At 57.1% G+C, this 13,696-nt stretch carries 16 protein-coding genes; 14 read left to right on the top strand and 2 right to left on the bottom strand.

All coding sequences use genetic code 11. From position 1 onward, the window contains the following. Positions 1-281 precede the first annotated feature (281 nt). The 7 genes from DXY37_RS10415 (at position 282) to DXY37_RS10445 (ending at position 7,100) form a co-directional block, all read left to right on the top strand. Positions 282-467, top strand: a complete 186-nt coding sequence (locus DXY37_RS10415; RefSeq protein WP_115126680.1) for a ferredoxin-thioredoxin reductase catalytic domain-containing protein — start codon at positions 282-284, stop codon at positions 465-467. Next, on the top strand, positions 464-1,903 hold the full coding sequence (gene sufB, locus DXY37_RS10420; protein ID WP_067096636.1) for a Fe-S cluster assembly protein SufB: 1,440 nt from the start codon (positions 464-466) through the stop codon (positions 1,901-1,903). Before DXY37_RS10415 ends, sufB begins: the two co-directional genes overlap by 4 nt. Positions 1,904-1,957: 54 nt before the next feature. Next, entirely contained in the window at positions 1,958-2,746 is a 789-nt protein-coding gene (gene sufC, locus DXY37_RS10425; RefSeq protein WP_115126620.1) for a Fe-S cluster assembly ATPase SufC, read from the top strand. Positions 2,747-2,748: 2 nt separating this feature from the next. After that, positions 2,749-3,945, top strand: coding sequence for a SufD family Fe-S cluster assembly protein (locus DXY37_RS10430; RefSeq protein WP_115126621.1), 1,197 nt, complete (start codon positions 2,749-2,751; stop codon positions 3,943-3,945). After that, the gene (locus DXY37_RS10435) at positions 3,942-5,210 is read left to right on the top strand and encodes a SufS family cysteine desulfurase (RefSeq protein WP_115126622.1); all 1,269 of its coding nucleotides are present in this window, start codon (positions 3,942-3,944) and stop codon (positions 5,208-5,210) included. Before DXY37_RS10430 ends, DXY37_RS10435 begins: the two co-directional genes overlap by 4 nt. Before the next feature lie 110 nt (positions 5,211-5,320). Beyond that, positions 5,321-6,433: an S-methyl-5-thioribose-1-phosphate isomerase gene (mtnA, locus tag DXY37_RS10440; protein WP_115126623.1), complete on the top strand. Its 1,113-nt coding sequence runs from the start codon at positions 5,321-5,323 to the stop codon at positions 6,431-6,433. After that, positions 6,420-7,100: a class II aldolase/adducin family protein gene (locus DXY37_RS10445; protein WP_115126624.1), complete on the top strand. Its 681-nt coding sequence runs from the start codon at positions 6,420-6,422 to the stop codon at positions 7,098-7,100. Before mtnA ends, DXY37_RS10445 begins: the two co-directional genes overlap by 14 nt. Here DXY37_RS10445 and DXY37_RS10450 read toward each other — a convergent pair. Beyond that, positions 7,085-8,998 (bottom strand): prolyl oligopeptidase family serine peptidase, encoded by a 1,914-nt coding sequence (locus tag DXY37_RS10450; protein WP_115126625.1) that lies wholly within the window; start codon positions 8,996-8,998, stop codon positions 7,085-7,087. The genes DXY37_RS10445 and DXY37_RS10450 overlap by 16 nt on opposite strands. 65 nt (positions 8,999-9,063) lie before the next feature. On the opposite strand from DXY37_RS10450, the gene def reads away from it, so the two are divergent. The 5 genes from def (at position 9,064) to DXY37_RS13380 (ending at position 11,054) form a co-directional block, all read left to right on the top strand. Further along, a complete protein-coding gene (gene def, locus DXY37_RS10455) occupies positions 9,064-9,669 on the top strand; it encodes a peptide deformylase (protein ID WP_115126626.1) in 606 nt (201 codons plus the stop codon). A gap of 4 nt (positions 9,670-9,673) precedes the next feature. Beyond that, positions 9,674-9,871: a hypothetical protein gene (locus DXY37_RS10460; RefSeq protein WP_115126627.1), complete on the top strand. Its 198-nt coding sequence runs from the start codon at positions 9,674-9,676 to the stop codon at positions 9,869-9,871. A 57-nt stretch (positions 9,872-9,928) separates the two neighbouring features. Further along, positions 9,929-10,537: a DUF3747 domain-containing protein gene (locus DXY37_RS10465; protein ID WP_115126628.1), complete on the top strand. Its 609-nt coding sequence runs from the start codon at positions 9,929-9,931 to the stop codon at positions 10,535-10,537. 53 nt (positions 10,538-10,590) lie between these two features. Continuing rightward, positions 10,591-10,761, top strand: coding sequence for a 30S ribosomal protein S21 (rpsU, locus tag DXY37_RS10470; RefSeq protein ID WP_006043142.1), 171 nt, complete (start codon positions 10,591-10,593; stop codon positions 10,759-10,761). A 149-nt stretch (positions 10,762-10,910) separates the two neighbouring features. Next, complete coding sequence (locus DXY37_RS13380; protein WP_170951854.1) at positions 10,911-11,054, top strand: hypothetical protein; 144 nt, start codon at positions 10,911-10,913, stop codon at positions 11,052-11,054. A gap of 31 nt (positions 11,055-11,085) precedes the next feature. Here DXY37_RS13380 and DXY37_RS13795 read toward each other — a convergent pair whose 3' ends face one another. Beyond that, the gene (locus DXY37_RS13795) at positions 11,086-11,181 is read right to left on the bottom strand and encodes a hypothetical protein (protein WP_371638122.1); all 96 of its coding nucleotides are present in this window, start codon (positions 11,179-11,181) and stop codon (positions 11,086-11,088) included. Positions 11,182-11,342: 161 nt separating this feature from the next. On the opposite strand from DXY37_RS13795, the gene DXY37_RS10480 reads away from it, so the two are divergent. Both DXY37_RS10480 and DXY37_RS10485 read left to right on the top strand, forming a co-directional pair. Further along, entirely contained in the window at positions 11,343-11,684 is a 342-nt protein-coding gene (locus DXY37_RS10480) for a histidine triad nucleotide-binding protein (RefSeq protein ID WP_115126630.1), read from the top strand. A 24-nt stretch (positions 11,685-11,708) separates the two neighbouring features. Continuing rightward, complete coding sequence (locus DXY37_RS10485) at positions 11,709-13,694, top strand: ABC transporter ATP-binding protein/permease (protein WP_115126631.1); 1,986 nt, start codon at positions 11,709-11,711, stop codon at positions 13,692-13,694. Positions 13,695-13,696 lie beyond the last annotated feature (2 nt).

Raw genomic sequence — 13,696 nt, forward strand, 5'->3', positions numbered from 1 at the left:
CATTGATGTCAGTCCAGGCTTCCATTGGGTGATCGCCTGGATCAACTGTTCCTAAAAGAGGCTCTGGATGCCGAGGCGATCACGACCTGACCCAGGTGGGGTGGTGCCTGTCTGGGCATCGTTTTTTAGTGGCGCCGCGCCGGCAGGGTTTTCCCGTTAGAACCGACGTCCGTCACAATGGTCACATGGTCGGGTGATGGATCCGTGCTCTAGGCTCCAAATACGAAACCATTTTGTTTCGTATCTCCCTGGCTCCGACACTCTTGCCAACGTTCGCCGCCATGACTGAAGCCCTCGCCGGCAATCAAGAGCCAATCACGGAGATCTTGGACGTCATTCTCAATATTGCTGAGACCGTCGCGAAACGCACTAATACTTCCTTCTTTGGCGATCGAGATGTTCTGGCCATAGTTCAGAAGGAGCTGGCCCGTCATAAAAACGACCTGGGGGGAGCTCTTTGCTCATGACGTCCACTTCCACGCGAGATCTCGTTAGCCAGCCGTACAAGTACGGCTTTGTTACTGATATCGAGACTGAAAAGATCTCCAAGGGCCTGAGCGAGGAGATCGTGCGACTCATCTCCAGCAAGAAAGAAGAGCCTGAGTTTCTTCTTCGCTTCCGTCTCAAGGCTTTCCGGCATTGGCTCACACTTGAAGAGCCTGACTGGGCTGAGCTGGGTTACGACCCGATTGATTATCAAGACATCGTTTATTACGCAGCTCCCAAGCAGCAGGTTAAAAAGAGCTCACTCGAAGAAGTTGACCCCAAGCTGCTTGAGACTTTCGACAAACTTGGGATTCCTTTAAGTGAACAGAAACGCTTGAGCAATGTCGCTGTTGACGCCGTTTTTGACAGTGTTTCGATTGCCACCACTTATAAGGAAAAACTTGCTGAGCATGGCGTTGTGTTCTGTTCCTTTAGTGAAGCTGTTAAAGAACATCCAGAGTTGATTGAGCGATATCTCGGCTCTGTGGTGCCGAGTAATGATAATTATTTTGCAGCTCTGAACTCCGCTGTTTTTAGTGATGGTTCCTTTGTATTTATCCCTAAAGGTGTTGAGTGTCCGATGGAGCTTTCCACCTATTTCCGGATCAACTCAGGAGATACTGGGCAGTTCGAGCGCACCCTGATCGTGGCGGAGGAAGGTGCTTCCGTGAGTTACCTCGAGGGTTGCACTGCCCCGATGTTCGACACTAATCAACTCCACGCGGCGGTGGTTGAACTGGTGACCCTTGATGATGCGTCGATCAAGTATTCCACCGTTCAGAACTGGTATGCCGGTGACGAGAACGGCGTTGGCGGTATCTACAACTTTGTGACCAAACGCGGTCAGTGTCGTGGTGCACGCAGCCGCATCAGCTGGACTCAGGTGGAGACCGGTTCAGCGATTACTTGGAAGTATCCCAGTTGTTTGCTACAGGGGGCAGATTCTGTTGGTGAATTTTATTCAGTAGCCCTCACCAATAACAAACAGCAGGCTGATACCGGCACAAAAATGGTGCATATCGGTGCACGGACCCGTTCCACCATCGTCAGCAAAGGGATCAGTGCCGGCAATTCCAGTAACAGTTACCGCGGGTTGGTGCAGATCGGACCTGCGGCAAAAGGTGCGCGCAATTACAGCCAGTGCGATTCGATGTTGATTGGAGATCAAGCTGCAGCCAACACCTATCCCTATATCCGCTCTCAGCAGCCTGAATCTGCGGTGGAGCATGAGGCCAGCACCTGCCGAATCTCAGAAGATCAGCTCTTCTATCTGCAGAGCCGCGGCATCGGGTTCGAGGAGGCCGTCTCGATGATGGTCAGTGGTTTCTGCCGTGATGTGTTCAACCAGCTGCCGATGGAGTTTGCCGCCGAAGCCGACAAACTTCTGGCCCTGAAGCTTGAAGGGTCTGTGGGTTAAACCCTCCTTTCAGGCTCAATTTCTGACGATCATCTTCCCTGTTCTGTTTTAACTGTGATTCGCCCCGACGCTGAGCTTCTTCTCGACATCAATGATCTGCATGCATCTGTAGAGGATCAACCCATCCTCAAAGGCGTGAATCTGCAGATCAGAGCCGGTGAAATTCACGCGATCATGGGCCGAAACGGCAGCGGTAAAAGCACCCTCTCCAAAGTTCTGGCCGGCCATCCCGCTTATCAGGTCACCGGCGGCAGTGTTCGTTACCGCGGAGAAGACCTGTTCGAACTGGAGGCAGAAGAGCGTGCTCGGCTTGGTGTGTTCCTGAGCTTTCAATATCCAGTTGAGATCCCCGGCGTCAGCAATCTGGAATTTCTGCGCGTGTCCACCAACGCCAGGCGCGAAAAGCGGGGTCAGGAAGAACTCGACACCTTCGACTTTGAAGACCACGTGCGCGAGAAGCTCAAGGTGGTGCAGATGGATCCTGCATTCCTCGAGCGCAGCGTCAACCAGGGCTTCTCCGGTGGTGAGAAGAAGCGCAATGAAATCCTGCAGATGGCACTGCTGGAACCGGTGGTAGCGATCCTGGATGAAACCGATTCCGGTCTGGATATTGATGCTCTGCGCATCGTGGCAGGTGGTGTGAATCAGCTCTCCAGTGAGCAGAACGCCACGATCCTGATCACGCATTACCAGAGATTGCTCGATGAAATCACCCCCGATTACGTGCATGTGATGGCCGCCGGCCGCATCCTGCGCACCGGTGGCCGTGATCTGGCTATCGAGCTGGAGAAAACTGGCTACGACTGGGTTGATAAGCAGCTCGCCGCCGAGGGAGTGGCCTGATCATGGTGAGCAGTGTGCTGGCACCGGTGCAGCAGCGAGGACGGGAAGCCCTCCAAAGGCTGGGACTGCCCACCCGTAAACAGGAAGCCTGGCGACTCACCGATCTCAAACGTCTTGAGGTCTTAGCCACACTTCCCGAGGTCAGCGAGACCTCCAACCCCTTGATGCCTGAGGTGTCAGATGGTGTGACGCGGCTGGTGCTCGGAGGACAGATGGATCCTCTGGAAGGTGTTTCGCTTCCGGAGGGCGTGACCCCTCTCACTGATGTTGAGGTGAATCGTCACCTCGGCCAGATCCTGGATCACTGCGGCTGCGCCGAGGCCTGGCCCGTTGAGCTCAATCATGCTCACAGCCAGCACGTTCTCGCTCTGCGGGTTTGCGGCAAGGTCTCCGCTCTGGAACTTGTGCTTGCCACCGGGGCTGGTCTGACTGCCACTCGGGTGTTGTTGCTGCTGGAGTCGAATGCGGAGCTGGAGCTTCTGGAGGTCTTCCCATCAGGATCCTCATCCTCTGATGCGCAATGCGCTCATAGCCATGTGCTGGAGGTGCATCTGGGGCAAGACGCGCGGTTGAATCACGGTGTTCTTGCTAGTGGCAACGGTGACGCTTCGCTGATGGCGCACCTTGCTATCGAACAGGAGCCTCGCAGCCACTATGCGTTGACCAGCGTTTGTCGAGGCTGGAGATTCGGGCGCCTCGAACCGCGTGCGCTGCAACTAGAGGGGCAAGCCACCACAGGGATTCATGGCCTCTCATTGACAACAGCTGACGAACAATTCGCGACGCACAGCAGCATGCGTTTCGATGGTCCTGAGGGTGAGCTGGATCAGTTGCAGAAAGCTGTTGCGGCTGATCGCTCCCACAGCATTTTCAACGGTGCTATTCAGGTGCCCAGAGCGGCACAGCGGACGGATGCAGCCCAACTCAGTCGAAGTCTGCTGCTGTCGCGGCGTGCGCGTGTTGACGCCAAGCCTGAGCTGGAAATCATTGCCGACGATGTGAAGTGCGCACATGGCGCCACGATCAGCCAGCTGCAGCAGGAGGAACTTTTCTACCTTCGGAGTCGAGGAGTTGACGGCGACGAAGCAGCTGCCTTGCTACTCAGAGGTTTTTGTTGCGAAGTGGTGGATCGCCTGCCAGGAGCTGCCAAGGCCTGGATGGCTTCCGGAGCGATCGCTGACCCCTCTCGACCCCTATGACCACACTGTCTCGTGATACCGGCGTCTCTCTAGCGGAACGGACTCGTTCTGATTTCCCGATTCTTGATCAGCGATCGTCTCAGGGCGACCCTCTGATCTATCTCGATCACGCCGCCACGAGCCAGAAACCCCGGGTGGTTCTCGAAGCGCTTCAGGCCTACTACTCCCGTGATAACGCCAATGTGCATCGAGGTGCACACCAGCTCAGTGCCAGGGCCACCGAGGATTTTGAGGCGGCACGCACCACCACCGCCGCCTTTGTCGGAGCGGCTGGTCCGCAGGAGATTGTGTTTACCCGCAATGCCACGGAGGCCATCAACCTCGTAGCCCGCAGCTGGGGTAACGCCAATCTGCGTGAAGGGGATGAGATTCTGCTCACATTGATGGAGCACCACAGCAACCTGGTGCCCTGGCAACTCCTGGCTCAGCGAACGGGCTGTGTTCTGCGCCACGTCGGGGTCACCGAAACAGGTGAACTGGATCTTGACGATTTCCGCTCCAAACTCAGCGATCGCACACGACTGGTCAGCCTTGTGCACATCAGCAACACCCTGGGTTGTTGTAACCCTCTGGAGCTGGTGATTCCGGCAGCACATGCAGCCGGTGCATTGGTACTGGTGGATGCCTGTCAGAGCCTTGCTCATCAACGCACTTCGGTTTCGGCTTTGGGAGCTGATTTCCTGGTGGGTTCATCGCACAAGCTCTGTGGACCCACCGGGATGGGTTTCCTCTGGGCGAAAGAAGCCCTGCTGGAGGCGATGCCGCCCTTCCTTGGCGGTGGAGAAATGATTCAGGACGTGTATATGGATCACAGCACTTGGGCTGATCTTCCGTACAAGTTCGAGGCCGGCACGCCCGCCATTGGTGAGGCCGTGGGGATGGGCGCTGCGCTCAACTATCTCGAGCAGATCGGTCTTGAAAACATCGCCGCTTGGGAAGCGCAACTCACGCTGCATCTGTTCAATCGTCTGCAGGCGATTGACGGTCTGCGCATTCTTGGCCCAACGCCTCAGCAACAGCCTGGTCGTGGTGCTCTCGCCACCTTTCTTGTGGATGGTGTTCATGCGAACGACATCGCCGCCATGCTCGATCTTGCTGGGATCTGCATTCGCAGCGGACATCACTGCTGTCAGCCACTGCACCGCCACTATCAAGTCACCGGTTCAGCCCGCGCCAGCCTCAGCTTCATCACAACGATGGCGGAGATCGATCGCTTCGCCGATGAGCTGCAGGGCGTGATCACATTTTTCCGTGAGAATTCCTGAGCCATGGGCATGGCCTTGGCCATGAGTCGCTGCCATCACGGGTTGAGTGCTTCGCGGGGATGCTGTGAAGCGGACAGGCAGATTGGCCCAGGTCTATCGACGCGATCCGGATGAATATTGATGGACAGGCCTGGCGCACCATCGGACTGGAACCGGACGGTCGCTCGGTCTGGGTGATTGATCAGACCCAGCTACCCCATCGCTTCGGAACCCGCTCCCTCAGCAGCTGTGAGCAGGCGGCTGCAGCCATCAGCACCATGGTGGTTCGTGGCGCTCCGTTGATCGGGGTGACCGGTGCCTATGGCCTGATGCTGGCTTTGCAGAATGACGCCAGTGATGCAGCCCTGGCGGCGGCATTTGACCAACTCAATGCCACGCGCCCCACAGCTGTGAATCTGCGCTGGGCGCTGGAGCGTGTGCGTGATCGTGTGTTGGCGTTGCCTCCGGCGAAACGGGCAGTTGCCGCTCGGGAGGAGGCCGGTTTGATCGCTAATGAGGATGTGGCCATGTGCTCCGCCATCGGTGACCACGGCCTCGAGATCATCCAGCGGCTCGCGGCGGCCAGGCCAGAAGTCCGCAAGAACAAGCCTTTCCAGGTGTTGACCCACTGCAATGCTGGCTGGCTGGCCACGGTTGACTGGGGTACGGCATTAGCCCCGATCTACAAGGCCCGACGCGCCGGTCTTGATCTTCATGTCTGGGTGGATGAGACCCGACCCCGCAACCAGGGTGCATCGCTCACGGCCTACGAGCTCGGCAGAGAAGGAGTTCCCCACACCGTGATTGTGGACAACGCTGGAGGTCACCTAATGCAGAACGGTGAAGTGGATGCGGTGATTGTGGGAACGGATCGCACCACCCGACGCGGAGATGTCTGCAACAAGATCGGGACCTATCTGAAGGCCCTGGCGGCTTATGACAACGCGGTGCCGTTCTATGTGGCGCTCCCCGCATCAACCATCGACTGGAGCCTGGATGACGGGGTGGCGGAGATCCCGATCGAAGCCCGCTCCCCCCAGGAGGTCACAGCAATTCAGGGCCGTCTGCTCGATGGACCAGCGGCAGGCACTCTGGCTCAGGTGCAGCTCACACCCAATGGCAGTGATGGCTTCAACCCTGCCTTTGATGTGACTCCTGCCCGGCTTGTCACTGCGCTGATTACCGATCGGGGTGTGGCGGATGCCAGTGAGGAGGGGCTGAAGAGTCTGTATGGCTGTGGCTGATCGTTTTGATGATCAGGCGCTGCGGCAGCAGCTGGTGACTGTGGCGCGCCGCATGAATGGCACAGGCCTCAATCAGGGCACTTCCGGCAACCTCTCGGTTCGGATTGAGGAGGGGATTTTGGTCACTCCCAGTTCCCTTCCTTATGAACAGATGGAGGTTGGTGATCTGGTGGCACTGGATCTGTCTGGACAACCCCTGAAAGAGAAGCAGCGGCGACCTTCGTCGGAATGGCGCCTTCATGCGGATGTGCTCAGCTGCCGCCCCGAAGCCATGGCGGTGCTTCATTGCCACCCGATTCATGCCACGGCATTGGCCTGCCATGACCGCGGCATTCCTGCATTTCACTACATGGTTGCCGTAGCTGGCGGTGATGAGATCCGTTGTGCTCCCTACGCCACTTTCGGGACGAAGGAACTCTCCGACAACGTGGTGAATGCTCTTGCCCAACGCAATGCTTGTCTGCTGGCCAGGCACGGAATGGTGACGCTTGGGAAAGATCTGGAGTCCGCATTACGAGTGGCGGTTGAGGTGGAGACCCTGGCGCGGATGTATCTGCAGGCTCTGCAGTTGGGGGAGCCTCCGCTGCTGTCCATGCAGCAGATGCAAGCGGTGCATGCCCAGTTCCGCGGCCTTCACTACGGTCAAGCGGATCAGAGCCCGAGCTGACGACGGAAGAAACGCTCAGTTGCCTCCAGAACCTGCACCTTCACGGCACTGTCGCGGAAGCCATGACCTTCCTCTGCAAAGGTCTGCACCTCGACAGGAAGCCCATTGCTGCTTAGAGCGGCGGCCATGCGTTCCGTTTGTTCCGGCACCACCACCTTGTCCTTCAGACCCTGGAAAAAGATCACTGGGCAGCGAATGGATTGCGCATGCTGGAGCGGTGAGCGCTGCTCATAGCGGGCCCGCTCCTCAGGCCAGGCCCCTACAAGCGAGTCGAGATAGCGGGCCTCAAAGCGGTGTGTCTCCGAAGCCAGAGAGGTGAGGTCGCTGACGGCGTAGCGGCATGCTCCTGCCCGGAACACATCGGTGAAGCAGAGGCAGGCCAGGGTGGTGAATCCACCGGCGCTACCTCCTTCGATGGCGATCTTGTGCGGATGGGCCTGGCCGTCCTCCACAAGAGCCATTGCAGCGGCGGCGCAGTCCTGGACGTCCACGACCCCCCAGCCGCTGTTCAGTCTGTCCCGGTAAGCCCGCCCGAATCCGGTGGACCCTCCGTAATTGACATCCACCACTCCCCAGCCTCGGGTTGTCCAGAACTGGATGCCAAGGTTGAGGCCGCGGCCAGCCATGGCGGTTGGTCCGCTGTGGCTTTTTACAAGTAAGGGCGTCTCGCTGCTGGCTCCACCCAGGGGCGGGTAGTACCAGGCGTGAGTGCGCAGGTTGCCGGCGCCTTCAAACCACAACGGTTCTGCGCTGCTGATGGCTTCGATCGGTAGTGCGGCCTCGCCGGCTGGAGTGTGCTGCCAATCACCGGTGCTCAACTCCAGCTCCAGCAGACCCTGGCCGATCTGGGAGTTGCTGGCGATCACCACGGCCCGTCCTGCGTCGGCATGGAGATCGGCTAGATCATCGAAGGGCTGATCCAGATTGAGGATCGTGCCGTCGCTTCTCAGCTGCTTCAGCTCCCAGCGTCCTTCAGAGCAAATCGCTGCCAGTAGCTGCTCGCCATCCCAGGCACTGGTGCTCATGCCAAACACCCACTGGGGCATGGCGGTTTCCGCCTGCATGGGCCATGGACGCTCCCAGTGGCGCTTTCCGCTGGCGGGATCGGCAAGCCGCATCAGGTTCCACCAACCACTGCTGTCTTCGGCAACGACCAGGCTGCCGTCGGGTTGCCACAGGGGTTGAAACACTGAGATGGCCTGCTTAGCTTCCGGTCGGCTCCCGGCCAGCGTCTGCACCCGCATCAGCTGCCCCTCTGGCGAGAGGCAGGCGCAACGAAGCTCGCTCGCATCCCAGGGCATGGCGGGCTGTCGCCATTCCACCCAGGCCAGCTGGTTTCCATCCGCGCTGAGCGCTGGATAGCCGAAGAAATCATCGGCTGTGTGAAGCACCTGGGGATGTTGATCGCTCTGACTCAGGGCAACGCTCACCAGCTGGTCACGGCCGTTGCACTCCATCACTCCCAACCAGCGCAGCCGTGTTTGATCAATCAGGCCTCCTCCCAGGGCCCATGCGCCAGGTGCGCTGATGCGAATTGGTTGTGCCTCCGCTTTGAGGGCTGAGCAATCCTCACTGCCCAATCCATGCCAGGTCTGCTGCCAGAGACAGCCGTCGCCGTCGTCGATCCAGGTCAGTAGTAGTGCGTCTCCCATCAGGGCCACGGCCATGGCCCCACCGCCGTATTCATGAATTCGGCAGCGCAGGTTGGCGGGTGCTGCCGTCAGTTCCCTCGCGGTTGCATCTGTCTGGAGCCAGGGGCGGATCATGGCTGTGGTCCGTCCTTTTTCATGAGGTCTCTGCTCCAGCCAGAGCACCCAGTTGCCAAGGATCCGTGGTGATTTCAAAACTGGTAGGCGTCCGAGGGCAGTCCTTGCGGACAGGGGCTGGGGACGGCTCATGACTGCAATCCGATGCTCAAAGGAGACTGCCTAAGATCAGCACAGATCGGACGGAGTCTGAGACCTTGGCCAGGAGCTTCGCCCAGTTGGCACGTTCTGCGGAGAAGACCAGCTCCTCGGTGGCAGTGCCTAAGAAGGTCTTAGACACGCCTCCGCTTCAGATCCACACCATGGGTGATGAGGCGCTGAGGGTTGATGCCCGTCGGATCGGCAAGGTCGATGAGTCGGTGAGGGATCTGGTTCGGGACATGCTGCGCAGCATGTACACCGCTCGGGGGATCGGCCTAGCTGCTCCTCAGGTTGGTATTCACCAGCAGTTGCTTGTGATCGATCTCGATCCGGAGAATTCCACGACTCCGCCATTGGTGTTGATCAATCCTGAGATCGTGTCGGCCAGTGCAAGCCTCGACACCTACGAGGAGGGATGCCTCAGCATTCCCGGCGTGTATCTCAATGTGGTGAGACCCAGTGCAGTGCAGGTGGGCTTCCGCGATGAGATGGGTCGCCCGCGCACGATGAAGGCCGATGGCCTGATGGCTCGCTGCATTCAGCATGAAATGGATCACCTCACTGGTGTGTTGTTTGTTGATCGGGTGACCGACGCCAGTGAGCTCAGCAAAGAGCTCAATGACCATGGCTTCCAGTCGTCCGACGTGCGTTCCATCCCCTGATTCCATGCCGATGAAACCCCTTGCAGGGCTGTTCCTGGCCCTGGCCTGTGTGCTCGGCATCGCTGCCACAGGAAGTGTTTTTGAACTCGCCTATGGCGATCCCGATCTGGGTGTCACGCTTACCCGATTGATCCTGGGGCTGACACTCCCGGCCACGGTTGGGTCACTTCTGGTTGCGATTCGACTCAACAAACCGGCCTGATCGAGGCAGCCGAAGAGCCTCGGCACTTTTACGATCCAGGCACATTCTTTTGCTTCGATGGCCCGTTTACGGATCGCCGCTGCCGCTCTCTCGGTATTCGGTGCCACTGTCGCCACAGGACTGATCTCCTCGGTGCGTGCTCAGGGCTCCCTGTTCACAACCGCTGAGGTCGATGAAACCAAATTTGTTTTGGTCTCGGCTCCGATCGGTTCCGGTGAACGGTCCCAGCTGAATATCTATGAGCAACGCACGAGTGCTCGCCCCTGCTACTCGGTGAGTGGAGTGGCTCCAGGAGTGGTGGATCCGTTGCTGGCAACCTTTGACTTCACGGGTATCTGCAATCGCTATATCGACGGCAACGGTTATTCGCTGCGCATCGGCGCTGACGACCTGGGCACCAGCTATCGCCTAACGGTGATCAAGTCGGCGAATGACGTTCAGTTGATGGCTGTGCCAACGCGTAATCCATCGGAACCCACTTTTTTGGTGGCTCGGGCAGGCGGCTTCGGCAACAATTTCGTTCAACTGAAGCTCGAGCCCGGTTGGCGGCTGATGCGCCGTCAATACGGCAAGCGCACCCTCGGACATCTCTATGTGTATCGCGACGGCGTGCAGTCGGATTCAGAAAGTGCGGCTGAGACAGCTGTCCCTGAACAAACCGAATAGACCCCTTGAGGTCACTTGCTAGGTTAGTGCGCTGGAAATCTCTTGCTTGTTGAATGACTCAGGTCACGGTCGGCGAAAACGAAGGCATCGAATCGGCGTTGCGTCGCTTCAAGCGTCAGGTCTCCAAGGCTGGAATCTTCGCTGACCTCAAGCGTCTGCGTCACCACGAAACACCGATCGAGAAGTACAAGCGCAAAGCTCAGCAGCGTCGCCGCCGTCGCTGAACCCGATTCGGCCGCTGAGTCGATCAACGTCTCAGCGGGTTGGTGGTGCAGTTTTAGTTTTTAAACAAGGGCCAAAAACCCGTATTTCGGCCTGTTGGCTTCCTACTCTGTTTTGCTGAGACTGAAAGAAGAGATGAGGAATCAACACCATGGGTCGCTCAATCAATGCATTCCGCTCCTGGATGGCTGAAACCCTTTCCCATGCCATGGGAAATCCCAGAGAGGAGAAGATGACCGTTCCTCCGGCCATCGGACCTCAGCCTTATCGGGATGATCCCAGGTCAGCTCGATGACCAGTTGAGCCTGGTGTTGTCTGGGCCCTGGTCAGCTCCATGGCTCAGCAACATCGAAACTTCTGAGACGAAGGGCAGAGGCCAGATTCTCAATGGACACCTGGTCACTGGCACGGAGGTCAGCCACTGTCCTGGCAACCCTGGAGCTAGATCCACCTCGACGGTCACAGGAATGGCGTCGAAACCGAGTAGTGACGCACTGAGGCAGCGTGCCAGCATTGAACTGATGAGCGGTCATGGATCTGATGCCCTGCCTGTCCCATCACCTGCCCCCCCAGCCCCTTTGCCATGGCCGAGGACACGATCTTTTCCCGCATCCTGCGGGGTGAGATTCCCTGCGATGAGGTCTATAGCGATGAGCATTGCCTCGCCTTTCGCGACATCGCTCCCCAGGCTCCCGTTCACGTACTCGTAATCCCACGTGAACCGCTTGTGGGTCTCCAGGATGTCGGCGAAGAGCACGCCGCTCTGCTTGGACATCTATTGCTTGTTGCGGCCCGAGTGGCCAAGAAGGAGGGGCTCAAGGATTGGCGAACGGTGATCAATAGCGGTGCCGCTGCCGGTCAGACCGTGTTTCATCTGCATGTGCACGTGATCGGAGGTCGTTCGCTCGCATGGCCACCTGGCTAGGGCTGAGTTGGTCAGAATGGCGTCATGATCTCTTCCCCTTTGGCGCCTTTGTCTGGCTTGCCAGGTCAGCTGCGAAAGCTTCGCAATCTTGCGCAGCCATTTTTTCTTCCTCTTGATCAGGCCTCTGGCTGGCAGTTTTCAGGGCTGCTGCTCTCGCTGTTGTTCTGCGTCGGGGGGCTTGTGTTGGCGGCTCTCACCGGCTTGATCAATCTTTTGGAGCAACTGCTTCCAGTACTCACAGAGAAATATTTCGGCGGCATCAGCACCACGATTGATGGCATCTGGAGCGGTTGGTGGGGTGTTGTTTTTACGGCATTATTCCTAATTGGAGCAGGTTCATTCCTGTTGATGCGCCAGCAGCTGCGTAACAGGCGCTGGCTGCATTGGTTGTTGCTGGGCGCCATTGTGTTGATGCTTTTGACTGTTAATGGAATCAATGCTGGCATTGGTTTTATTGCTCGTGATATCACCAACGCACTGGTTGCAAAGCAGGAAGCAGGTTTCAACCGGATCCTTGCGATTTATGCTGCTTGTTTTATCGTTGCACTTCCCATTCGCACTGCCCAAATTTATTTCACGGCGAAGCTTGGCTTGATCTGGCGAGATTGGTTGTCGAGTGGATTGGTTGATGAATATCTGACTAATCGAGCTTATTATGTTTTAAATCCCAATGATGAGCAGGCAACTGGCCTCGATAATCCTGACCAGAGAATCACTGATGATGTAAAGGCATTTACGGAGCAGAGCCTTCTTTTCACTCTTGGCATATTTGATGCGGTCTTGACATTTTCACTCAATATCATAATTCTTTGGAGTATCAGTCAGAGGTTGACGTTCTCGCTTTTTGCGTATGCGCTTTTCACTACAGCATTACTTGTTTACGCAGGTCGTCGTCTAGTTCGGATTAATTTTGATCAGCTGCGCTATGAAGCTAACTTCAGGTACGGGTTAGTGCACATACGAAATAATGCCGAATCCATTGCTTTCTATTCGGGCGAAGAGCCAGAGAAGCAGGAGACGATTCGAAGGTTGGGTACGGTTGTCGATAACTTCAACCTTCTGATCGTTTGGCAGGTAATTATCAGTGCCATGCAGCGATCAGTGGGGTATGCCGGAGTCTTTTTCCCTTATCTGATCATGGCAGGCCCTTATTTCGCCGGAGAGATTGATTATGGCCGTTTTGTGCAGGCTGGTTTCGCTTTCAACATGGTTGAAGGATCCCTTCTCTTTGTTGTGAATCGGATCGATGAGCTGGCCAAATTCACTGCAGGTGTGACGCGGCTTGAAGGATTTCAGAGCCAGGTTGAACAGGTTAGTCGTGACGCAGTTGATGTTTCAGTTGGTCAAAAAGTGTCCAGTTCGATTGTGATTCGCAATGCCGATCTAACGCCTCCTGGCAGCGATATGCCCATCTTGCGAGATCTCAGCCTCAGTGTTGGTGAGGATGATCGTTTGCTTGTTGTTGGTCCTTCCGGTTGCGGCAAGACATCACTGCTACGCATGATCAGTGGTCTCTGGGCTCCAAGTCAGGGTGAAGTGGAGCGACCGGCCACCGGAGATCTCCTCTTCATTCCTCAGAAGCCATACATGCTGTTGGGGTCTTTGCGAGAGCAACTTTGCTATCCCACTGATGAGAGTCGTTACAGCGATGAACAACTGCGCCATGTCCTTGAAGAAGTAAATCTCGGAACACTGCTGAATCGATACCCCGATCTGGACATCAAGCAGGACTGGCCCAGAATTTTGTCCCTTGGCGAGCAGCAGCGGCTCGCATTCGGTCGGCTTCTGCTCAACGCACCACGTTTCGTCGTGCTTGATGAGGCAACCAGTGCGTTGGATGTGGCGACAGAGGATCGTCTCTACAAACTCCTGCGTGAGCGTGAACTTTCGGTGATCAGCATTGGCCATAGACCGACCCTCAAAAACTTCCACGAAAGTGTTTTAGCTCTTGATGGCCAGGGCGGATGGCAACTCCTCCCTGCCACTAGCTATGACTTTGGACATCCTTGACC

Source organism: Synechococcus sp. GEYO (genome assembly GCF_900473955.1).
Taxonomy (GTDB): Bacteria; Cyanobacteriota; Cyanobacteriia; order PCC-6307; family Cyanobiaceae; genus Synechococcus_C.